Raw genomic sequence first — 22,487 nt, forward strand, 5'->3', positions numbered from 1 at the left:
TTAAAAATTTAAGATTCCGTTTCTTCGGTATCACTATTATCAATTCCCGTGCCATCTTCCTCGGTCTTTACTTCCATATCGAGAATGTTGGTTTCGTCCAAGTCGTCCTCATCCTTCATGACTTTGGCAACCGCGGCAATGGAATCATCGCCTTTAATATTAATGAGTTTCACACCTTGAGTTGCCCTTCCCATAACTCGAAGGTCCTCCACACTCATTCGTATGGCAATGCCGGATTTATTGATTATCATAAGATCATCCGAGTCCGTAACATTTTTAATGGCTACTAGATTACCCGTTTTCTCAGTAATACTAATGGTTTTTACTCCCTTTCCGCCTCGATTCGTAATGCGGTAATCTTCAATACTGGAACGTTTTCCATATCCGTTTTCGGAAACGACCAACAACTCGTCCTCAAAGTTGTGAACGGAAACCATGCCGATTACCTCATCGTTATCATCCGCCAATCGAATACCGCGGACCCCGGATGCATTTCTACCCATCGGCCTCGTCTTACTTTCCTCGAAGCGAATGGCTTTCCCGGATTTCAATCCCAAGAAAATCTGACTTGTACCCGTGGTTAATTTAGCTTCTAAAAGTTCATCCCCGTCCTTTATAGTTATGGCATTGATACCATTTTGACGTGGTCTAGAATACTGTTCCAAGGATGTCTTTTTAACAGTACCTTTTTTGGTAGCCATAATTACGTAATGACTATTCACATAGTCCTCATCCTTTAAATCTTGTGTACAGATGAAGGCTTTTACCATATCATCTTGCTCAATATTGATCAGATTTTGAATGGCTCTTCCTTTTGAAGTTCTACTTCCCTCAGGTATTTCAAAAACACGCATCCAGAAACATTTTCCCTTTTGGGTAAAGAACAGCATGTATTGGTGGTTGGTACCCACAAATAGATATTCCAAAAAATCCTCATTACGCGTAGAAGAAGCTTTTTGACCTACCCCTCCCCTGTTCTGTGTCTTGTATTCCGATAATGGTGTCCTCTTAATATATCCTGCACGGGATATGGTAATAACAACCTGCTCATTAGGAATCATATCCTCCATGCTCAAATCCCCACCTGCAAAATTTATTTCTGAACGACGCTCATCTCCATATTTCTCCTTAACCTCAAGAAGTTCATCTTTGATAATCTGCATCCTACGCCCCTTCTTGTCTAGAATATCCTTTAAATCTGCAATGGTTTTGATGATGTCATCATACTCAGACCTCAACTTATCCTGTTCCAGTCCGGTAAGTTGTCTCAAGCGCATTTCCACTATAGCTTTCGCTTGTATCTCGGTGAGCTTAAAGCGCTCCATAAGATTTTCTCGGGCTTCGTCCGCATTGGAAGACGCTCTAATAATTGCGATTACCTCGTCAATGTTATCCGAGGCTATAATAAGTCCTTCTAAGATGTGTGCACGGTCTTCGGCTTTTTTCAATTCAAACTTCGTACGCCTTACCACAACCTCGTGACGATGCTCAACAAAATGATGGATCATCTCCTTAACATTCAACAGCTGAGGTCTCCCTTTAACCAATGCAATATTATTTACACTAAAAGAAGTCTGTAGCGCAGTGTACTTGTAAAGCGTATTCAGGACAATATTCGGAATTGCATCACGCTTAAGTATATAAACGATACGCATGCCGTTACGATCAGATTCATCCCGTATGGTCGAAATACCTTCAATTTTCTTATCGTTGACCAGATCTGCCGTCTTCTTAATCATATCGGCCTTGTTGACCTGATACGGTATTTCGGTAACGATAATGCACTCCCTGCCCTGTACTTCCTCAAAAGTGGCCTTGGCACGCATCATTATTCGGCCCCGCCCGGTGTGAAAGGCTTCCTTTACGCCATCATAACCATAAATAATGCCCCCCGTAGGAAAATCAGGTGCTTTAATATGGGTTATTAGCTCATCGATTTCGATATCGTTATTTTCAATGTATGCGACAGTACCGTCAACCACCTCTGAAAGGTTATGCGGCGGCATATTGGTTGCCATTCCTACCGCTATACCAGATGCTCCGTTAACCAATAGATTAGGCACCCTAGCAGGAAGCACAGTAGGCTCCATTAAAGAATCATCAAAATTTAATTGATGGTCCACGGTATCCTTCTCAATATCTGCCAACATATCGTCCGCAATCTTTCGCATACGTGCCTCTGTGTAACGCATTGCCGCAGGGCTATCACCATCTATTGAACCAAAATTTCCTTGGCCATCTATGAGCATATATCTTAAACTCCATTCCTGTGCCATACGCACCATGGTATCGTACACCGAGGTATCCCCATGAGGGTGGTACTTACCTAAAACCTCCCCGACGATACGGGCAGATTTCTTATGTGCGCTGCTACTCCTTACCCCGAGTTCGTGCATTCCATAAAGAACGCGACGGTGCACGGGTTTTAAGCCGTCCCTGACATCGGGTAGGGCACGTGACACAATGACCGACATCGAATAATCGATGTAGGCAGATTTCATTTCATCTTCAATGTTAATAGGAATCAATTTTTCACCTTCCGCCATTTTAAAATCTTATGTTTTTTTATTAGTAAAAAAGCATGCCAATATACGCAAAATCACGGCCTTCAAAGAACAAGCAGACGTATTTATTCAATAATTTATTAACACTAACCTTGTATACTTTAGTTAATAATTATACGTTCAAATACTTTAAAAAAGATTAGTTTTTGAATCAATTAGAATAACTTTAACGAATATAGGTATGGTATTTGCCTAGTATTGATTGAGATTTAGTAATTTTATAGTTGATAATATATTTTATGGATGATAATTTTTCACCTAGGGTTAAGGATGTAATTGCTTACAGTAAAGAAGAGGCGTTACGACTTGGCCACGACTTCATAGGCACCGAGCATTTGATGCTTGGTCTGTTGCGTGATGGTAATGGAAAGGCCATTAGCATATTGGACGCGCTTGAGGTAGATTTGGAACATTTGAGAAGAAAAGTAGAGATTCTTAGTCCGTCCAATCCTAATGCCAGTGGAGTTCAAAAAGATAAAAAGAATTTACATTTAACGCGACAAGCGGAGAGAGCTTTAAAAACTACATTTTTAGAGGCGAAACTATTTCAAAGTTCTTCAATTAATACGGCCCACTTACTACTTTGTATTTTGAGGAACGAGAATGACCCTACTACCAAGTTATTGCATAAACTGAAGGTTGATTATGATGGAGTTAAGGAGCAGTTCAAGTTTATGATTACAAGTGATGATGATATTGTAGACGGTCCTACCTCAGAGTCCTTTCCCAGTAATGATTCCGATGAAGCCAACGAAGGAAAAGAAAGTACTTTCGGCACATCTTCAAGTCAAAAGGGAGCCAAGAAATCCAAAACTCCGGTGTTGGACAATTTTGGCAGGGATTTGACCCATCTTGCAGAGGAAAATAAACTAGACCCCGTTGTAGGTCGCGAAAAAGAAATTGAAAGGGTATCCCAAATTTTAAGTAGAAGGAAGAAAAATAATCCTTTACTTATAGGAGAACCTGGAGTTGGGAAGAGTGCAATTGCCGAAGGTTTGGCGCTGAGAATTATAAACAAAAAAGTATCCCGTATTCTTTACGGCAAGCGTGTCGTAACCTTGGATTTAGCATCCCTGGTTGCGGGTACTAAATATAGAGGACAATTTGAGGAGCGCATGAAAGCCGTCATGAACGAGCTTGAAAAGAATGACGATGTTATTCTGTTCATTGATGAGATACACACTATTGTTGGTGCAGGTGGTGCAACCGGAAGTCTGGACGCTTCCAACATGTTCAAACCAGCCTTGGCAAGGGGTGAAATTCAATGTATCGGTGCTACTACCTTGGACGAGTACAGACAGTACATAGAAAAAGATGGCGCCTTGGAAAGACGTTTTCAAAAAGTTATCGTAGAACCTACCACAGTTGACGAGACCATCGAAATCCTACATAACATTAAAGGAAAATATGAGGACCATCATAATGTAAGTTATACCGATGAAGCCATTGTGGCATGCGTTAAACTTACCAACAGATACATGACGGACAGATTTCTACCGGACAAGGCTATTGATGCACTAGACGAAGCAGGTTCTAGGGTTCATATCGTAAATATGGACGTGCCCAAACAGATTTTGGAATTGGAAAAGAAGCTTGAGGACGTTCGGGAATTGAAAAACAGTGTCGTCAAAAAACAGAAATACGAAGAAGCTGCCAAGCTAAGGGATGACGAAAAGAGTCTGGAAAAAGAGTTGGCCATTGCACAAGAACGTTGGGAAGACGATTCGAAATTGAACAAGGAAACCGTTTCTGAGGATAATGTTGCCGATGTAGTAAGCATGATGAGCGGAATTCCGGTAAATAGGATCGCACAAACCGAAAGCAATAAGTTAGCTGAATTACCAAGTCTTATAAAAGCCAACGTTATTGGACAGGATGAGGCCGTGGCAAAAGTTTCCAAAGCAATACAAAGAAACAGGGCCGGTCTCAAAGACCCAAACAAGCCTATTGGTTCTTTTATTTTCTTAGGACAGACCGGTGTTGGTAAAACACAGTTGGCCAAAGTAATGGCGAAAGAATTGTTCGACTCCGAGGATGCCCTCATACGAATCGATATGAGCGAGTACATGGAGAAATTTGCGATATCAAGATTGGTTGGTGCGCCTCCAGGGTATGTTGGATATGAAGAAGGAGGACAACTAACCGAGAAAGTTAGAAGAAAACCATATTCCGTAATATTATTAGATGAAGTAGAAAAAGCACATCCAGATGTTTTCAACATGCTTTTGCAAGTATTGGATGATGGTTATTTAACGGATAGTCTGGGACGAAAAATCGATTTCAGGAATTCGATAATTATTATGACGTCGAATATTGGCGCAAGACAATTAAAGGACTTTGGTCAAGGGGTAGGTTTTGGTACATCTGCCAAAAAGTCACAAGAAGATTCGTATCAAAAAGGTGTTATCGAAAATGCCTTGAAGAAAGCTTTTGCACCAGAATTTTTAAATAGGATTGACGATGTAATTGTGTTTAACCCATTAGAAAGGGAGCATATTCATCAAATCATCGATATTGAATTGGCTAAGCTTTATAATCGCATTAAGGACATAGGATATCATCTCAACCTTTCAGACGACGCAAAGGATTATATCGCCGAAAAAGGTTTTGACAAGCAATATGGTGCCCGACCTCTTAAACGAGCAATTCAAAAATATATTGAAGATGCTTTGGCGGAAGAAATTGTGAATTCTAAATTAGAAGATGGTGATACCATTTTCATGGATTTGGATAAAAAGAAGGAGGAGCTTACCATTAAAATTAAAAAAGCCGAAAAATCCTCTAAAACAGAATAATTTATAAACGCTTTAATTTTTTAAAAGGAGTCCTGATAAAGGACTCCTTTTTTCTTACAATTGATTTAGTAACGTAAGAATAAAAATACAAGACTTTCTAGCTATACGCAGTACGAACGATATTTAGGCTTTTAATCTAATATTTTATAAAGAGGGCTTGTAACGGATTATTTTCGTCTCAGACACTATAATACACATCAAATGAGCGTTGGATCTGCGAAGAAAAAGATAATTGTTAGAGAGTATGAATTGGAAATAGGAACGGTACAGGTATACAATGATTATATGGTATCAATGTTTGATGAAGGGGCAACCTTAACTTTGGAGCGCGCCTACCAAATAATCGGAATTTCAGAAATTCATTTTAGGGATAGAAATTTTGGCTTCATAAGTCTGCGCAAAAATTCCTATGCCATTGATCCAACCATCTATAATTATCTTAAAGAACTAGATAATTTAAAAGCTTTTGCTATTGTCTCGGTGAAGGAAATTGATATGCACAACTTCAAAATAGAAAAGCTTTTCTACAAAAAACCCATGAAGTTCTTTATAGAATTTGATAACGCACTTAAGTGGGTTAAACGAAGGGTAAGAACTAAATAAATATTGAATTTTCAATTCTTGCAAAATAAATAGTTATTCAGACTTTTTTTCCTCTTTTTGCGGCGGATCAGGAAGTTTAAAAAGGTCCAAATATGCATCGCCGAAGCTCTCAATTAGATCAGAAGCTGTAAGCGCTTGATAACCTGTTTTCTCCACAGCAGTATCTCCAGCCTTACCATGAAGGTACACCCCAAAAATAGCGGCATTCAAAGGTGAATATTCCTGTGCTATAAGTCCCGTTAAAGCTCCGGCCAAAACATCTCCACTACCTGCCGTTGCCATACCAGGGTTACCCGTAGTATTTACGTATCCTTTGTCTTGATGTACAGTAATTGTATGGGCACCTTTTATAACAACTATACAATTATATTTTTTTGAAAAGGTTTTGGTTTTGTTGAGTTTATCAAAATCGTCCTTCCATTTCCCTATCAATCTTTCCAATTCTTTAGGATGCGGCGTTAGGATTGATTCTTTGGGCAGTAGGGATAATAATTCCTTGTGCTCGGCCAACATATTCAAACCGTCCGCATCAATTACTAAGGGGAGTGTGTTGTCCTTCAAAAAAGTCTGTAAAGCATTAAGCGTATCCTTTTCTGTTCCCATGCCCATTCCAAGGCCAACTGCATTTGGTTTAATATTGATATCGATATTTGAAATAACTTCCTCTCCATCCGTAATGACCATTACCTCTGGTGCCGAAGTTTGTATACTGTGGTATCCACATTTTGGCAAGTAGGCGGTAACCAAACCACTTCCTATCTGTAAAGCTGATTTTGCCGCCAATTGTACTGCGCCTATTTTTCCATAACTCCCACCTACTATCAAACTATGTCCATAAGTGCCCTTATGCGAATATTTAGCTCGTGGGATATATAGTGCTAGCACCTCGTTTTTGGCTATTAATTGATGTTGCGTTTCGGTATTTCCTAAGAACTCTTTGTCCAGTCCAATGTCCAAAACCTCCCATTGCTTCAAATAGATTCCCGTTTCGGGAAGGAAGAAAACTAATTTCGGGGCTTGAAAGCTCAGCACATAGTTGGCCTTAACAACAGCTTCCTTATTTTTAGGCACCTTATCGGTAAACAATCCTGATGGTATGTCTACGGAAAGAATGAAAGCTTGCGATTTATGCAAATGGGCAATCAATTTTACGACCCAATCAGCTGGAGGCCTATTCAACCCGATACCGAATATGGCGTCTAAGATAATATCTTCTTTTCCAATTGGTGGAAATTCACAATCGGAATCCAAAAACTCGGGCCACACTTTGCGTTCTTTAAGGCGTTCCATGTTTATTAGAAAATCCTTGGAACGTTTCTTACTGTAATTAACTACATAAACACTAATGTCGTAACCATGCTCCTGTAAATGCCGGGCCAATGCAATACCATCGCCTCCGTTATTGCCAATACCGCAGAACAAATGAATTTTAACGGGTGCTCCCTGCAAACGTAAGTGCATCCAGTTAAAAATTTGTATGGCGGCGCGTTCCATTAACTCATCGCTGGTAATCTGCTGTTTTTCAATTGTGAATTTATCAGCGGAATAGATTTGTTCTGCGGTAAAAAGCTTCATTCTATAATCAGGTTTAACAAAAAATAACGATTCCGCAAAAATTTGTAGAAACGTTTGATTAGCAGACCAAATGTACTACTTTTGACGTTCAACTATTTACTATGGTCTACACAGCAACAGACTTAAAATTAGTTTCTCCCTTTGTAAACAATACGTTTGGCATTACTACGCTATGGTTTACCCCTGTGGGGTAATAAAATGTACACCTCCATCCCTGTGTTCTATAACACAAACAATTCTTTCGAAGTCAATAGTATATCATTATGAGAGTTTTAAAATTTGGTGGTTCCTCGGTAGCCAGCCCAGAAAATATTGTTAAAATAAAAAATATCATCGCCGATTACGATGATACCATTGTAGTGGTGGTTTCCGCCTTTGGTGGAATAACCGATGAACTTTTAGCCGCAGGTGCCCTTGCCGCAAAGCAGGACATTGAATATAGGAATACCCTTAAAACCATAGAAAATAGGCATTTGAGCGCTATTAAGACCTTAATCCCGGTTACCGCCCAAAGCGGGTTACTTAGTAAAGTCAAAAGTGAACTTAACATTTTGGAAACCCTCTTGGAGGGCGCATTTCTCATTGGAGAAATTACGGAGAAACTTTCCGATAAGATAGTAGGCTACGGGGAACTATTATCTTCATATATCATCAGCGAGTACTTTATGAGCGAGAATATGAATTGTGGGTACGTGGACAGTAGGAAGCTTATAAAAACTTTTAAAGCAAATGGTAAAAATAACGTGGATTTTAAAACTACGAATGCCAATTGTACCGAACACTTTAACCAATCCGGTAAAGAAATAATAGTCTGTCCTGGTTTTATTGCTTCATCCAAAAATGGGGATTCCACTACTCTTGGCCGCGGCGGATCAGATTACACAGCGGCCATATATGCCGCTGCAATAGACGCAGAAATGTTAGAGATATGGACAGATGTGAGCGGGATGTTCACCGCCAATCCGAAAATGGTTAAACAGGCGAAGACTATTCCTCATATTTCTTATGAGGAGGCGATGGAACTCTCTCATTTTGGAGCCAAAGTGCTGTATCCACCGACAATACAACCGGTATTGGCCAAGGGAATATCGATTGTAATAAAAAATACGTTTAGCCCAGAGGAAAAAGGTACGTTGATTACGCAGTCCAAAAATGAAAAAGGAAAAACGGTACGCGGTATTAGCCATATTGGCAACATGGGCTTACTGTCTTTGGAAGGTCCTGGAATGGTTGGGATTCCGGGGATATCCAAACGATTTTTTGAAGTGCTTTCCCAAGCGGATATTAGTGTAGTTCTTATCACGCAGGCATCTTCCGAACATTCTATTTGTGTGGGGATTTCTGCGGATGATATTGAAAAGGCCAAGGAGGTTGTGAACGAGGCCTTTGTCTACGAAATTGAACGGGGAAGGATAAGAAGCGTACAGCCCGAAAAGGACCTTGCCATAGTTGCCTTAGTAGGAGACAACATGAAAAGTCACCAAGGATTAAGCGGTAAGATGTTCAGTACTCTTGGAAAGAACAATGTTAATATCAGGGTTATTGCACAGGGCGCCTCTGAAAGGAACATTTCTTGCGTAATTGATGAAAAGGATGTGAAGAAGGCATTGAATGCCTTGCATGAGGAATTCTTTGAGGAAAATGTAAAGCAATTAAACCTTTTCGTGATGGGTGTTGGTAATGTTGGCTCCAAATTCCTGAACCAGATTAAATTACAGCGAAAGTACTTAAAGGATAACTTGAAATTGAATGTAAGGGTCATTGGCATATCCAATTCAAGGACCATGATCTTTGACGAAAAGGGCATCGACTTAAATTCATGGGAAAAAACACTGGCAAGTGGTGAGAAGGCGGAGAAAGACCAGTTCTTCCATCAAGTGAATTCCTTAAACTTCCGAAATAGTATTTTTGTCGACAATACGGCGAGTGAAGCGGTTTCCTCTACTTACAGGGCTTATTTAGGTAATAGTATCTCTGTAGTCACCTGTAATAAAATTGCCTGTTCGTCAAATTATGAAAATTATGCAACTTTAAAGACGCTGGCCCGCGAATATAACGCACCATTTTTGTTTGAAACTAATGTTGGTGCTGGATTGCCCATTATTGATACATTGAAACACCTCATAGCTTCAGGAGATAAAATATTAAAAATTCAAGCGGTGTTATCCGGAAGTTTAAATTTTGTCTTTAACAATTTCAATGACAAAACCACTTTCCATGATGTGGTGAAACAAGCTCAAGAGGAAGGTTACACCGAACCGGACCCAAAAATAGACCTTAGCGGAATTGATGTGATGCGAAAAATATTAATCTTAGCCAGAGAAAGTGGGAATGTTTTGGAAATAGATGATATTGAGAACAAGTCGTTTTTACCGGAAGAAAGTCTTAAGTCTGAGAATAATGAGGATTTCTTCAAATCCTTGGTCAAGTACGAAAGTGAATTTCAAGATATATATAACAAGGCGGCGGCTAACAACAGTAAACTTAAATACGTTGCACAATTTCAGGATGGAAGGGCAAGTGTTAGTTTACAGGAAATTCCTAAAGGACATGACTTCTATAATTTAGAAGGAAGTGACAATATTGTACTCTTCTATACAGAAAGATATCCCAATCAGCCTCTAATCATAAAAGGTGCAGGTGCAGGTGCTGATGTAACTGCTTCAGGAATCTTTGCTGATGTTATAAGGATAGGAAATTTTTAACCATGAACGAACTAAAGATATTCTGTCCGGCGACCATAGCCAATATCTCTTGCGGATTTGATGTTTTAGGTGTAGCATTGGATTCCGTTGGTGATGAGATGGTAATTCGCAAAGTAGGTGAGAAAGGCATTCGTATTATAAAATTGGAAGGTCAGGACCTACCTATGGAAACCGAAAAAAATGTTGCGGGAGTGGCCGGTTTGGCATTGATGGCCGATAGCGGTTACAATGGTGGGTTTGAAATAGAAATTTACAAAAAAATTAAAGCGGGTAGCGGAATTGGCAGTAGTGCCGCGAGTTCTGCAGGAGCTGTATGGGCAATGAACGAGTTACTTGGAAAACCGTTTTCTAAGCTTGAGCTGGTAAAATTTGCCATGGAGGGTGAACGTTTGGCAAGCGGTGTCGCCCATGCGGACAATGTGGCTCCTGCCCTACTTGGAGGCTTTACTCTTGTGCGTAGTTATGACCCGTTGGACGTCATTACGATTCCAGCGCCTAAAGCTCTGTACGCAACTGTTATTCATCCACAAATTGAGGTGAAGACTTCGGATTCTAGAAAAATACTTAAAACTAATATCACTATGGAAACCGGAATTAAGCAGTGGGGAAACCTTGGTGGGCTAGTCGCCGGGCTCTTTAAAGAGGACTACGACCTCATTGGGCGTTCCTTAGTGGACCATATCGTAGAACCCATCCGGTCTATATTAATTCCTGGTTTTGATGAAGTAAAACAAGCTGTTATTGACGCCGGAGCATTGGGAAGTGGTATCTCAGGCTCAGGACCTTCTATTTTTGCTTTCAGTAAGGGAATTTCTAATGCCCAAGCAGTGGCAAAGGCAATGGAAGGAGTTTATAATACTATTGGAATTGATTATGAAATACACGTCTCAAAAGTAAATGTAGACGGGGTGAAAAAGGTGCCATAATTTAACGAACCTATAAATTACTAAAATTGAACTTCTACAGTCTAAACCAAAATGCTCCTAAGGTATCCTTTAAAGATGCGGTTATTAAGGGAATTGCTCCTGACAAGGGATTGTATTTTCCAGAAAGTATTTCTCCCTTACCGAACTCTTTTTTTGACCAAATAGGAGAACTGACCAACCACGAAATAGCTTTAAGGGCCATTCATCAGTTTGTAGCCACTGATATTCCGGATGAGAAATTAAAAGAGATTATTGCCGACGTTTTGGACTTTGATTTTCCGGTTGTCGAGATTGAGGATAACGTAGCTACTTTGGAACTTTTTCATGGCCCCACAATGGCCTTTAAAGATGTTGGAGCTCGTTTTATGGCTAATTGTTTAGGATATTTTTCTGAAGGAGAAAAAAGTGAAGTAACAGTATTAGTGGCAACCTCTGGAGATACTGGAGGGGCCGTAGCCAATGGTTTCTTAGAGGTTGATGGTGTAAAAGTTGTTATACTATACCCTAGAGGAAAAGTGAGCGATATCCAAGAACGGCAATTAACCACTTTAGGTCTAAACATAACGGCTTTGGAAGTGGATGGAAACTTTGACGACTGCCAAAAAATGGTGAAGACGGCATTTCTAGATGAAGCCCTTTTGGAAAATATGCAACTAACTTCGGCCAATTCCATAAACGTAGCACGATGGCTACCCCAGCTTTTCTACTTTTTATTCGCCTATAAAAAAGTCAAATCAAAAGGCAGAGAAGTCATTTTTTCAGTACCTAGCGGAAATTTCGGTAATATCTGTGCAGGTATGGTCGCACAACGTTTGGGTATGCCCGTAAAGCACTTTGTGGCGGCTACCAATGTAAACGATACGGTTCCTGAATTCATGCAGACCGGTAATTATCATCCAAAACCATCTATACCAACGATTTCAAATGCTATGGATGTCGGAGATCCTAGTAATTTCATCCGTATTCGTCATTTGTTCAAAGATGATTTTAAAGTCCTTTCCGAAAATCTATCTTCTTATTTCTTTTCGGATGAAGAAACCAGGGTAGCTCTTTTAAAAATTTACGAAATATCAGGTTATGTGGCTGACCCCCACGGTGCCGTAGGCTATTTGGGGCTCAAAAAATATCAGCAGCATCACCCTCAGACCTATGGTGTATTCCTAGAGACAGCACATCCAGTTAAATTCTTAGATGTCGTAGAGGAAACGATTGGGCAAACTATAGAAATTCCTCGTCAGATTCAAAAAGTAATGGGTAAGGAAAAAAAGTCCATAGCCATAAAAAGCTACGAGGAACTTAAAGTCCACCTCTTAAAAAGCTAGTATTTATTTTCAGAAATAAATGTGCTGAATTCCTTTGGAATTTCCTCCTATTAATCTAATTCTGGCAACACAAAATCATCCAACGGACTAGGTTGTTTCATCATCGCTTCAATAGCCTCCGTAGTTCTTGGAGCATCGGAGGATAAGTTTACTGGACCGTCATTGGTAATCAATATATCATCTTCGATCCGAACGGCAATTCCCCACCACTTTTTATCACAATCACTACCTTCGGGGATATAAATCCCGGGTTCAACGGTAATTACAGTGTTGGGCTTAAAAGAAGTATAAGTGCCCTTATCGTGGACGTCCAATCCTAAATAGTGAGAAGTTCCGTGAGGGAAATATGTTCTTGCTTCACTTACATCCTTAATTATTCCGAGTTTCAAAAGCCCATTAGCAACCACCTCACTCGCTGCCTTTCCGGGCGCCTGAAAAGGAGCGCCTACTACACTAGCTTTAATTCCCGCCTCCTGCGCATCATAAACAATATCATAAATTGCCTTTTGTTCCTGGGTAAACTTTCCATTGGCAGGAATTGTCCTGGTAACATCCGCTGTATAGCCGTGGTATTCGGCTCCTAAATCCATTAACACCAAATCATTGCCAACCTCTGTTTTATTATTTTCTATATAGTGTAAGATGCAACCATTATTTCCACCGCCCACAATGGAAGGGTATCCCTCATATTCAGCACCATATTTTTTAAAGACATATTCATGTATACCTTGAATCTCCGTTTCGGACATATTAGGGTGCATGGCCTTCATAACCTCGGCCTGGCCAATGGCTGAAATTTCCACAGCCTTCTTTAAAAGCACCATTTCTTCTTCGGTCTTTGTTTCCCTTAAGGTATTCATAATTTCTGCGATGATAGCGGAATCCAAATTGTTCGCACTAAGATGCAACGTAACCTTTTCCTTAATATCGTTCACCAGGTCTTCATCTTGAGCCTCCATAAAGCTTTGTAGCAGTTCATCATCCTTAAGGTCCTCATTATACTTGAGATAGCGGCCTAAGGTCTGTGCTACGTTGGCCCTGTTCTCTACGGTAGTGGATTTGATCATGCTGTACAATTGCTGTCTTGTAGCATTATAGTCAGAAGGATAATCTGTCTTTTCCTTAAAGACTTTCACTAAGTCAAAAAGGTCTGCTTCTCCCCTTTTATCCCTGACATCATTTTTAAAATCGAAAAACAAAACCTTATTGAATTTTTTAAAATCCAAGGTTGAATTTGCAAATTCGCTACCATTAAGTGTAATCTCGAAACCCAATTGGTTTTTGGCACCTTCTACTCCCAAGCGTTTGCCGTTCCACTGTTCAGCAGTCGGGTCTCTCTCTTGAACATATAATAACTCATCATAAATTGCTCCATCCAAATTTTGATCCTCCGAAAAAATAAGTAGTACCGAATTTGGTTCCTTATACCCTGTGAGATAATAGAAGTCGGGGTCCTGATGATACATATAATCCACGTCATTGGCACGGTTGCGTTCGGCATTGGCGAAAAATACAGCTATACTGTTTGGAGGCATCATATTGCGGACAGCTTGCCTTCTTTCTTTATGAAATTCCGCTGACAGAAAATCTGTCGGTGTCTTTTGAGAGGACATAAAAGAAACAGAAGAAAGTGCAACAAATAGAACTAGAAAAAGCCTCATAGGATAATATTTTATTCGTGGCCAAATTAGGAATTATCTGCCATGATCAATGTTAAAGAACGGACAAAATACATTTCTGATCAATAAATCCAATAGCTGTAAAAATCCGCACGAGCTCTAGAATAACTAAAGATTGGTACGCTTTTCTATCCTTAAATTATTCAATAGCTTTGCATCTTTAAAATTGCAAGTGCAAGTATCAAATGTAAGTGAAAACCTTAGCTTGAACTTGAACTTAAAACCTGAAATTTTTATTTATATGAAAAATACAGCCCTAACCACCACTCATGAGGCTCTAGGTGCCAAAATGGTGCCGTTTGCCGGATACAATATGCCTGTTTCCTATGAGGGCGTAAATGCCGAACATGAAACCGTTAGAAAGGGTGTAGGTGTTTTTGATGTTTCCCATATGGGCGAGTTCTTGATCAGTGGTCCTAACGCGTTGGACCTAATTCAGAAAGTCACCTCCAATGATGCATCCAAATTAACCATCGGTAAAGCTCAGTATAGTTGTTTACCCAACGAAAATGGGGGAATTGTAGATGACCTTATCGTTTATCGTATCAAGGAAGAGCAATATCTTTTGGTGGTGAACGCCAGTAATATTGAAAAGGACTGGAACCATATCTCCAAATACAACAAGGAATTCAATGCCGAGATGCGGGACATCTCGGAAAATTATTCCTTATTGGCCATACAGGGACCAAAAGCGGTGGAGGCCATGCAATCCTTGACTTCCATAAACTTGGCTGATATTAAATTCTATAATTTTGAAGTAGCAGATTTCGCTGGGGTAGAATATGTTATCATTTCTGCAACGGGATATACGGGCTCAGGAGGTTTCGAAATTTATTGTAAAAATGAAGAGGTAAAGCAAATATGGGACAAAGTGTTTGAAGCAGGCGCAAATTTTGGCATCAAACCCATAGGATTGGCGGCACGTGACACTCTTAGGTTGGAAATGGGGTACTGCCTATACGGGAACGATATAAATGATACTACGTCTCCCTTTGAGGCAGGGCTAGGATGGATTACCAAGTTTACCAAAGATTTTGTGAATAGTGAAGCATTGGCCAAGGAAAAAGCTAAAGGACCTGAGCGCAAACTGATTGCTTTTGAAATGGACGAAAGAGGTATTCCACGTCACGATTACGACATAGTGGACGGTCAGGGCAAAAAGATAGGTATAGTAACTTCAGGTACCATGTCACCATCCTTGGGAAAAGGGATAGGCCTAGGATATGTTCCCGTTATTTTTTCCGAGGTGGGAAGTAAAATCCAAATCCAGATACGTAAAAATGCAATTCCTGCAACGGTAGTCAAACTTCCCTTCTATAAAGTGTAATGGCAGAATTCCAAAGAATCATTAATTCCATCACCAAGCGCGCCAACAAAAGTACAGACCGAGGTAATGTTGCGGCTTATATTCCCGAGTTGGCATGTGTGAGCAACCAAAAATTTGGCATCCACTTACTCGATATTAAAAAATCTAATTTTTCTGCGGGCGATGTCGATGAACAGTTTTCCATACAAAGTATCTCCAAAGTTATAACCCTCGCTATGGCCATGGGCCTTATAGGAGAACAGGTTTGGCAACGCGTAGACGTAGAACCTTCCGGAGATCCCTTTAATCATTTGTCCCTTCTTGAACAAGAGAACGGGATTCCAAGAAACCCTCTAATCAATGCGGGTGCTCTTGTAATAGCAGATATATTGGTTTCTCAACTTAAAAATCCAAAAGATGAATTTTTGGATTATATCAAGAAGTTAGCAGATGATGAGACAATCTCTTTTAATCCAAAAGTTGCGAAATCTGAAAAAATTACAGGTTTCAGGAATTATGCTGCTGCTAATCTTTTAAAATCTTATGGAAATTTAAAAAATGACGTAGAAGTGGTGCTGGACTTCTATTTTCATCAATGCTCACTAGAATTTAACTGTAAACAGCTGTGCAATACGTTCTATTTTTTAATCAACAGAGGAGAATGCCAGAGGGGCAATACTTTTTTGACTATCAGTCAGGTAAAGCGGATAAATTCTTTAATGCTCACCTGTGGCTTCTATGACGAGGCAGGCGAATTTGCCTTTAGGGTTGGTTTGCCTGGTAAAAGTGGTGTTGGGGGAGGCATTGTAGCTTTACTGCCCAATGAATACTGCGTTGCTACATGGTCGCCGGGACTTAACAAAAAAGGAAATTCAGCTTTAGGGATGATGGCCTTGGAGCATTTGACCACAGAAACCGGATTATCTATTTTTTAATTGGAAAACAAGAAAATATTAATCCTGGGAGGAAGTGGTTTTTTGGGTCATGCTTTTTATAAAGAGTTGTGCAATTATTTTAATACGTATGGCACTTACTACAGTCAAAAGAAAATTTTTAAGTCCAACAAACAATTTTTAAGATACGATGTGGAAGAGGATGATATCTTTCAAATTCTATCGGCCATAAAACCACAAGTTATCATTTCGACCCTGAGAGGAAATTTCGCCGCGCAAGTTGTAGCCCACCAACATATCGTGGAATACTTAAATCAAAATGATTGCCGTTTGTATTTCATATCATCGGCAAATGTTTTCGACTATTATAGCAAGTATCCGTCCTACGAAAATGACAAGACTCTATCGGAAAGTATCTACGGAAGGCTTAAAATAAAAATCGAGAACATGTTACTGCGTTTACCAAAGGAAAAAATGGGGATTTTAAGGGTTCCGATGGTTTTTGGAAACAGTTCTCCCCGAATAAAGGAAATGAAGAACTTAATCATTAACAATGAACCCGTAGAAGTATTTCCCAACCTTGTTCTTAACGTAACCAATGACGATAAATTAACGCAACAAATTCACTATCTTCTCAACAGGAATAAAACGGGAATCTATCATTTGGGCAGTAACGATTTGGTACATCATGAAGATTTTATAAAAGAAGTTTTAGAGCGTGTAGGTAATTTTAATCCCATACTAAAAAGAGTGTACACCACTAATGAAGAGAGGTATCTTGCTGTCTTGCCCAAGATAAACAAACTACCAAAAAACCTACAGTTTACGTATCAAGAAATTATTGAACACCATATTTTAAACTAATTTTACAGTATAATTTTAAGCACATGGAAAAATTCACAGATAAACAGATAGAAGACTACTTAAGTCAATTGGAAGGTTGGGAATATGTTGATGGCGCCATCGAGACAACTTTTGAATTCAAGGATTTCAAGGAAGCATTTTCGGTAATGACTCGTATTGCCTTTGAATGTGAAGCCCAAGGCCATCATCCAGATTGGAGTAATGTTTATAAGACAGTAAATATTCGCTTAAGTACGCACGATGCTAACGGAGTGACCGAAAAGGACTTTGTTCTGGCACGGAGTATAGAAGAGATTGTTGAGAGTGATTGATTAAGGCCTAAAATTCGAGTTTTAAAGTTTAGGACGAAATCACTTACCCAAAAATCGTTGGATGATGGGATTGTGAAAAAACTGATGTATAGCCGTCTTATGTGCTCCTAAACTTTTTGCTAAATTTACCCCCAATTAATTCGATTAAAAACTATGGGAAGAGCTTTTGAGTTCAGAAAAGCACGTAAAATGAAGCGCTGGTCCGCTATGTCCAAAGCGTTTACAAGAATCGGTAAAGACATCGTAATGGCCGTGAAGGAAGGTGGTCCAGATCCGGACTCCAATGCCAGGTTAAGGGCGGTCATCCAGAATGCAAAGTCCGTCAACATGCCCAAGGACAATGTGGAGCGGGCCATTAAAAGGGCTAGCGATAAGAGTCTGGGCGATTATAAAGAAATTCTTTTTGAAGGTTATGCGCCCCATGGCATAGCTATTTTAATTGAAACCGCCACTGACAACAACACCAGGACCGTTGCCAACATCAGAAGTTATTTCAATAAATGTAATGGGAGTTTAGGTACTTCAGGTTCTGTAGAATTTATGTTCGACCATACGTGTAACTTTAGAATCCCAGCGGAGGGTATAGACCCTGAAGAGCTAGAATTAGAAATGATAGACTTCGGAGCGGAAGAAGTTTTTGTGGATGACGACGGTATCTTGATCTATGCTCCTTTCGAAAGTTTTGGAGCCATACAAAAAGAATTAGAAAACAGGGAGATTGAAATCTTATCCTCGGGCTTTGAACGCATTCCACAAGTCACCAAAGCCTTAAGTGAAGAGGAAGCCGCTGATGTAGAAAAACTATTAGAAAAAATTGAGGAGGATGATGATGTCCAGAACGTCTATCATACCATGCAGGAATAAAAAATGACCCGTTTCTTCAAACGGGCCATTTAACTAACAACCTAACAAACCAAAAAAGACTAATTTTTTACTTATTGCTATAGAAATATAGCGATGATGCCTTTGACAAATTGTTGTTCATCGATGGCGGAATGTTTCCTCCCGCATCAGCATTGGAGAAGGCCAGTACCTTACACCCACCATTTGCAGCTTCCGCAATGAAAACCATATTGGAATAATGCATATTGGATAAATGAAATCAATTATATTAATAGGTACGTATCTAGTAACGATTGAATAAACTACTAGAGACCACTTAGTGTCGGTAAAGTGAAGAATTAATAACTATATGCAGCAACCTTTCCTTTGACGCCTTGAAAAAAGGTTTCGTAGGTTTTGAAATCAGCATCCTGATTCCCCGTTACCTCATACGGTTCAGAAATTTTAATTTCCTTTTTGCCATAATCAAAAGCAACCAGTACAATGGGCACCCCGGCAGATTTAGCAATGTAATAGAACCCTGTTTTCCATTTATCCACTTTTTTCCTAGTGCCCTCTGGAGATAAGGCTAGTCTGAAAATCTCTTTCGATTCAAAAACTTTGCTCACAGCAGAAACCGTATCATTGCTCTTACTCCTATCTATGGGAGCGCCACCTGTCCATCTGAAAAACCACCCTAATGGTGAATCAAAAAGACTTTTCTTTCCGACATAATTAATTTGCTCGTTCCAAATTTTTCGTACAAGCAGACCCAATAAAAAATCCCACCAACTGGTGTGCGGAACAACAGCAATGACACATTTCTTTAGGTGAGACGGGAACTCACCCTTTAAGGACCATCCCATGAGTTTAAAATAAATGAACTTAGCTATTTTACGCATGTACTATTTTTGGGACTAAATGAAATTCTGATTTATAATGTATTTGTGTGGCGGATGAAATCTAAATTTTCATGTAAATTGATTTCAATTTGTCATCGGTGATGATGGATTTCCAATTTTCCCCAAGAGCATTTTCCCATAGCGGTTCCATTCCCAGCGCAACGTTTACCATTTGGTCCAGATCAGCCTCGCTTAAATTACCGCAAATACCTTGTGGTAAAACTATATCATGTTTTTTTACCATCTGCTGGAAAAGTTTCACTCCCTCGGGATAATATTCCTCTAAATGTTGAAAGACCAAACAGTTCCCAATACCGTGTTTGACCCCTAATAGGTAGCCTAAACCGTAACTCATGGCATGGGCTATCCCCACCTGTGAGTAGGCAATGCTCATACCACCGTGCCAGGATGCCATCATTAAATTGTCCCTAGATTCTGAATCTGATAAATTATCTAAAAATACCTCTTTACAAAGCTCCAGTGCTTTTTCCCCATAACTCTTACTGAAAGCATTTAAAAAGGTTCCGTTTAGGGATTCTATACAATGTATATAACAGTCCATTCCCGTATAGAACCACTGTTCCTTTTTTACTCCTTTGGTCAAGTCCGGATCTAGAACCACCTGATCAAAAGTAGTGTAGTCCGAGTTTATTCCCAGTTTTTTATGAGGTCCCAGCAGCACCGTAGTTCTGGAAACTTCCGCTCCGGTACCGCTTATAGTAGGTATGCCTACATGATAGACCGATTTTTTTGGAACAAGGTCCCAACCCTGATAATCTGCGGCCCCTCCTTTATTGGTTAACAGTATGGCTACGGCCTTGGCCAAATCCAACAAGGTTCCTCCACCTATTCCAATAATACCAGAAGGCAATTCGTGAAATTGTTTTTTAATTTTCTGAACTAAAGCATCCACCTGTTCCGTTTTAGGTTCTTCTTCAGCGGAAATAAATATAATCTGGTCACAGAACATATTAGGTATACGATCAATAAGGTCGGTACCCTCAAAAACATCGTCCAACAAAAAAATCATTGGCGCTTCGGAATGTCTTCTTTTTGATAAAAGGATGTCCCTTAATTGGTCAAAACTTCCATTCCCAAAGACCACCCTGGGTACCATGGGAAAATTCCTGTATTTTTCCGAAGTTCTAGTAGGTATCTTCTTCAATGCTATTTCTTTTTTAATCTCCATTCCAATTTTTATAGGTACCGTAAAACATCCTCCAGCGTATTAAGGATCATATAGCCGTTCTTTTCTTCCGGAGGGGCTACGTCCTCATGTTTCCATGTGGTATGAAAGGGAATATGTATAGCCCTGGCCCCAATGTTTACAAGGGGTAGTACATCGGACTTCAAGGAGTTTCCTATCATTAGGAATTCATCGACCGAAATTTCCAAATGTTCCAACAAGTTCTTATAATTTTTTTCTTTTTTATCACTCAAAACCTCGACATGATGAAAATATTCTGAAATACCGGAACGCTCCAATTTTTTTTCCTGATCTAACAAATCTCCTTTGGTCAATACAATCAATCTATATTTTCCGTCTAATTGTTTCAAGACTTTTTCCACACCGTCCAATAATTCCACCGGATGGGTAAGCATGGCTTTCCCTAGATTCAAAATTTTCAAAAGCGTTGCTTGTGAAATTTGATTATTCGATAACTCTAAGGCCGACTCTACCATGGACAACATAAAACCCTTTATACCATAACCGTACAGGTCAAGATTCTTAATTTCCATTTTAAAGAGCTCCTGATCTATTTTATTCTTCGTTTCATACTGCTCCAATAGTGTTGCAAACTTTTCTTCGGTATCCCTGAAATAGGTTTCGTTGACCCATAGGGTATCATCGGCATCGAACCCGATAACCTTTACACCATCAAAATCTATTTCCATGCGGCCTGTGCTTTCTCCAAATCTTCCGGAGTATCAATTTCTATTCCCGAAACCGAGGTTTCTACCATTTTTATCTTTTTACCATATTCCAAGTAGCGGATAGCCTCAATCTTCTCAGTGGCCTCCAACATTAGCATAGGTAAACGTTGAAAATCCATTAGTGCGCTCTTCCTAAATGCGTAAATACCTTTATGCTTGTAATAGATGGTTTCCTCATTTTTTGCTCTTGGATAAGGTATGGGAGAACGTGAGAAATAGAGGGCAAAATTCCTATTGTCCACGATGACCTTTACCGTATTCGGATTTTCTATTTCTTCCTCATCTGTTATTTTAACCATCAACGAAGCCAAATCTATCTCCTTTTCATCGTCCTTTTTGAAAACATCCAATACACCAGCCAAACTCTCTCTATCCGTGAAGGGTTCGTCCCCTTGTACGTTTACAATAATATCCACATCCATTTCCGACACTGCCTCCGCAATACGGTCACTACCACAATCATGTTCTTTTTTACTCATGATAGCCAAACCTCCTGCCTCGGTGATGGTATCATGTATGATATCACTATCGGTAACCACATAGACAGCATCGAACAAACCCGTTTTTACAGCAGCCTCGTAAGTCCTTACGATAACCGGTTTGCCCGATAAATCCTGCATTAATTTTGCCGGAAACCTGGAGGCCGCATATCTGGCGGGTATCATTGCAATTATCTTCACTGACGAGTTATTTTATATTCTTCTTCGTGGTCTAAGACTTCTATAAATCCTAAAGATTATAACTAAAATTATACAGACCAATACAGCGGCCAGTATTGGCGCAAATATGGATGCCGCGGTAACCACAACTGCTGTACCTGTTTCTACCGTTGCTACCAAAGGATTTGCCAAACCTCCCGTAGTGGCGGTAGAAGCCAACCTGCTCGTTGCCCCAGCACCTTTTATGGCCGTAGCCGTTCCTCCTCCTGCTATAATGGCCAACGACCAAGTAACTACCGGATCCAAATTTGCCACGGTGGATACCATTACCGCCGTGCCCGCAATAGCGGCCAATGGTACGGCTATACTGTCCAAAAGGTTATCTATCCATGGAATAAAATACGCAAAAATTTCCACCAATGTGGCAACTCCTAAGGTTAAGACCGCAGCTAAACTTCCTATCCACTCCCAATTTTCGTTCAAGTCCCAGACCCCGAAATACGAAGCCAAACTTAAAGCGAACAAGGGCAAGAAAACACGAAAACCCACGGAAGCGGCGAGACCAATACCTAAAAATATACTTAGTGTCGTTTCCGTATTCATTTAATAAATCCTAATTACTTTAT

General features: G+C 39.9%; 19 protein-coding genes. 10 read left to right on the top strand and 9 right to left on the bottom strand.

The window, feature by feature from the left end:
* Positions 1 to 8 precede the first annotated feature (8 nt).
* Entirely contained in the window at positions 9 to 2,546 is a 2,538-nt protein-coding gene (gene gyrA, locus N8A89_RS01470) for a DNA gyrase subunit A (RefSeq protein WP_281540665.1), read from the bottom strand.
* A gap of 257 nt (positions 2,547 to 2,803) precedes the next feature.
* On the opposite strand from gyrA, the gene N8A89_RS01475 reads away from it, so the two are divergent.
* Together N8A89_RS01475 and N8A89_RS01480 are read left to right on the top strand one after the other, a co-directional pair.
* Positions 2,804 to 5,359, top strand: coding sequence for an ATP-dependent Clp protease ATP-binding subunit (locus N8A89_RS01475; protein ID WP_281540666.1), 2,556 nt, complete (start codon positions 2,804 to 2,806; stop codon positions 5,357 to 5,359).
* 201 nt (positions 5,360 to 5,560) lie between these two features.
* Positions 5,561 to 5,962: an STAS/SEC14 domain-containing protein gene (locus tag N8A89_RS01480; protein ID WP_281540667.1), complete on the top strand. Its 402-nt coding sequence runs from the start codon at positions 5,561 to 5,563 to the stop codon at positions 5,960 to 5,962.
* 33 nt (positions 5,963 to 5,995) lie between these two features.
* On the opposite strand, the gene N8A89_RS01485 is transcribed toward N8A89_RS01480, so the two are convergent.
* Positions 5,996 to 7,537, bottom strand: a complete 1,542-nt coding sequence (locus N8A89_RS01485) for an NAD(P)H-hydrate dehydratase (protein WP_289644747.1) — start codon at positions 7,535 to 7,537, stop codon at positions 5,996 to 5,998.
* Positions 7,538 to 7,800: 263 nt separating this feature from the next.
* Here N8A89_RS01485 and thrA point away from each other — a divergent pair, with 263 nt between their 5' ends.
* Genes thrA through thrC form a run of 3 tightly spaced genes read left to right on the top strand, consistent with a single transcriptional unit; the run spans position 7,801 to position 12,490 of the window.
* Positions 7,801 to 10,242 (top strand): bifunctional aspartate kinase/homoserine dehydrogenase I, encoded by a 2,442-nt coding sequence (gene thrA, locus N8A89_RS01490; protein ID WP_289644748.1) that lies wholly within the window; start codon positions 7,801 to 7,803, stop codon positions 10,240 to 10,242.
* A gap of 2 nt (positions 10,243 to 10,244) precedes the next feature.
* Entirely contained in the window at positions 10,245 to 11,168 is a 924-nt protein-coding gene (locus tag N8A89_RS01495) for a homoserine kinase (RefSeq protein ID WP_281540669.1), read from the top strand.
* Positions 11,169 to 11,194: 26 nt separating this feature from the next.
* Positions 11,195 to 12,490, top strand: a complete 1,296-nt coding sequence (gene thrC, locus N8A89_RS01500) for a threonine synthase (RefSeq protein ID WP_281540670.1) — start codon at positions 11,195 to 11,197, stop codon at positions 12,488 to 12,490.
* Between the two features lie 50 nt (positions 12,491 to 12,540).
* Here thrC and N8A89_RS01505 read toward each other — a convergent pair whose 3' ends face one another.
* The gene (locus N8A89_RS01505) at positions 12,541 to 14,151 is read right to left on the bottom strand and encodes an aminopeptidase P N-terminal domain-containing protein (RefSeq protein WP_281540671.1); all 1,611 of its coding nucleotides are present in this window, start codon (positions 14,149 to 14,151) and stop codon (positions 12,541 to 12,543) included.
* Positions 14,152 to 14,410: 259 nt separating this feature from the next.
* Between N8A89_RS01505 and gcvT the strand changes: the two genes are divergently transcribed.
* From gcvT to N8A89_RS01530, 5 genes are all read left to right on the top strand, one after another.
* Entirely contained in the window at positions 14,411 to 15,496 is a 1,086-nt protein-coding gene (gene gcvT / locus N8A89_RS01510) for a glycine cleavage system aminomethyltransferase GcvT (RefSeq protein WP_281540672.1), read from the top strand.
* On the top strand, positions 15,496 to 16,410 hold the full coding sequence (locus N8A89_RS01515; RefSeq protein WP_281540673.1) for a glutaminase: 915 nt from the start codon (positions 15,496 to 15,498) through the stop codon (positions 16,408 to 16,410). Before gcvT ends, N8A89_RS01515 begins: the two co-directional genes overlap by 1 nt.
* Positions 16,411 to 17,232, top strand: coding sequence for a sugar nucleotide-binding protein (locus N8A89_RS01520; protein WP_281540674.1), 822 nt, complete (start codon positions 16,411 to 16,413; stop codon positions 17,230 to 17,232).
* A gap of 23 nt (positions 17,233 to 17,255) precedes the next feature.
* Complete coding sequence (locus N8A89_RS01525; RefSeq protein WP_281540675.1) at positions 17,256 to 17,543, top strand: 4a-hydroxytetrahydrobiopterin dehydratase; 288 nt, start codon at positions 17,256 to 17,258, stop codon at positions 17,541 to 17,543.
* A gap of 153 nt (positions 17,544 to 17,696) precedes the next feature.
* Complete coding sequence (locus N8A89_RS01530) at positions 17,697 to 18,407, top strand: YebC/PmpR family DNA-binding transcriptional regulator (RefSeq protein WP_281540676.1); 711 nt, start codon at positions 17,697 to 17,699, stop codon at positions 18,405 to 18,407.
* 67 nt (positions 18,408 to 18,474) lie between these two features.
* Here the strand turns inward: N8A89_RS01530 and N8A89_RS01535 are convergent, their stop codons facing one another.
* From N8A89_RS01535 to N8A89_RS01560, 6 genes are all read right to left on the bottom strand, one after another.
* Positions 18,475 to 18,615, bottom strand: coding sequence for a hypothetical protein (locus N8A89_RS01535; protein ID WP_289644749.1), 141 nt, complete (start codon positions 18,613 to 18,615; stop codon positions 18,475 to 18,477).
* A gap of 109 nt (positions 18,616 to 18,724) precedes the next feature.
* Positions 18,725 to 19,267, bottom strand: coding sequence for a 1-acyl-sn-glycerol-3-phosphate acyltransferase (locus tag N8A89_RS01540; RefSeq protein ID WP_281540677.1), 543 nt, complete (start codon positions 19,265 to 19,267; stop codon positions 18,725 to 18,727).
* Positions 19,268 to 19,328: 61 nt separating this feature from the next.
* On the bottom strand, positions 19,329 to 20,456 hold the full coding sequence (locus N8A89_RS01545) for an iron-containing alcohol dehydrogenase family protein (RefSeq protein WP_289644750.1): 1,128 nt from the start codon (positions 20,454 to 20,456) through the stop codon (positions 19,329 to 19,331).
* An 8-nt stretch (positions 20,457 to 20,464) separates the two neighbouring features.
* Positions 20,465 to 21,163: an HAD family hydrolase gene (locus N8A89_RS01550; RefSeq protein ID WP_289644751.1), complete on the bottom strand. Its 699-nt coding sequence runs from the start codon at positions 21,161 to 21,163 to the stop codon at positions 20,465 to 20,467.
* Positions 21,154 to 21,867 (bottom strand): 3-deoxy-manno-octulosonate cytidylyltransferase, encoded by a 714-nt coding sequence (gene kdsB, locus N8A89_RS01555; protein ID WP_281543323.1) that lies wholly within the window; start codon positions 21,865 to 21,867, stop codon positions 21,154 to 21,156. The genes N8A89_RS01550 and kdsB overlap by 10 nt, the downstream gene beginning before the upstream one ends.
* 27 nt (positions 21,868 to 21,894) lie before the next feature.
* A complete protein-coding gene (locus N8A89_RS01560; RefSeq protein ID WP_281540678.1) occupies positions 21,895 to 22,464 on the bottom strand; it encodes a DUF4126 domain-containing protein in 570 nt (189 codons plus the stop codon).
* Positions 22,465 to 22,487 lie beyond the last annotated feature (23 nt).

It is taken from the genome of Maribacter aestuarii (assembly GCF_027474845.2).
Taxonomy (GTDB): domain Bacteria; phylum Bacteroidota; class Bacteroidia; order Flavobacteriales; family Flavobacteriaceae; genus Maribacter; species Maribacter aestuarii.

Excerpts from the sequence above, each read along its gene's own strand:
- gcvT (WP_281540672.1), top strand. The coding sequence starts at position 14,411 with ATGAAAAATACAGCCCTAACCACCACTCATGAGGCTCTAGGTGCCAAA.
- N8A89_RS01550 (WP_289644751.1), bottom strand. The coding sequence starts at position 21,163 with ATGGAAATAGATTTTGATGGTGTAAAGGTTATCGGGTTCGATGCCGAT.
- gyrA (WP_281540665.1), bottom strand. The coding sequence starts at position 2,546 with ATGGCGGAAGGTGAAAAATTGATTCCTATTAACATTGAAGATGAAATG.
- N8A89_RS01475 (WP_281540666.1), top strand. The coding sequence starts at position 2,804 with ATGGATGATAATTTTTCACCTAGGGTTAAGGATGTAATTGCTTACAGT.
- N8A89_RS01495 (WP_281540669.1), top strand. The coding sequence starts at position 10,245 with ATGAACGAACTAAAGATATTCTGTCCGGCGACCATAGCCAATATCTCT.
- thrA (WP_289644748.1), top strand. The coding sequence starts at position 7,801 with ATGAGAGTTTTAAAATTTGGTGGTTCCTCGGTAGCCAGCCCAGAAAAT.
- N8A89_RS01505 (WP_281540671.1), bottom strand. The coding sequence starts at position 14,151 with ATGAGGCTTTTTCTAGTTCTATTTGTTGCACTTTCTTCTGTTTCTTTT.
- N8A89_RS01485 (WP_289644747.1), bottom strand. The coding sequence starts at position 7,537 with ATGAAGCTTTTTACCGCAGAACAAATCTATTCCGCTGATAAATTCACA.
- N8A89_RS01545 (WP_289644750.1), bottom strand. The coding sequence starts at position 20,456 with ATGGAGATTAAAAAAGAAATAGCATTGAAGAAGATACCTACTAGAACT.
- N8A89_RS01530 (WP_281540676.1), top strand. The coding sequence starts at position 17,697 with ATGGGAAGAGCTTTTGAGTTCAGAAAAGCACGTAAAATGAAGCGCTGG.
- N8A89_RS01540 (WP_281540677.1), bottom strand. The coding sequence starts at position 19,267 with ATGCGTAAAATAGCTAAGTTCATTTATTTTAAACTCATGGGATGGTCC.
- N8A89_RS01480 (WP_281540667.1), top strand. The coding sequence starts at position 5,561 with ATGAGCGTTGGATCTGCGAAGAAAAAGATAATTGTTAGAGAGTATGAA.
- N8A89_RS01560 (WP_281540678.1), bottom strand. The coding sequence starts at position 22,464 with ATGAATACGGAAACGACACTAAGTATATTTTTAGGTATTGGTCTCGCC.
- N8A89_RS01525 (WP_281540675.1), top strand. The coding sequence starts at position 17,256 with ATGGAAAAATTCACAGATAAACAGATAGAAGACTACTTAAGTCAATTG.
- N8A89_RS01515 (WP_281540673.1), top strand. The coding sequence starts at position 15,496 with ATGGCAGAATTCCAAAGAATCATTAATTCCATCACCAAGCGCGCCAAC.
- N8A89_RS01535 (WP_289644749.1), bottom strand. The coding sequence starts at position 18,615 with ATGGTTTTCATTGCGGAAGCTGCAAATGGTGGGTGTAAGGTACTGGCC.
- kdsB (WP_281543323.1), bottom strand. The coding sequence starts at position 21,867 with ATGATACCCGCCAGATATGCGGCCTCCAGGTTTCCGGCAAAATTAATG.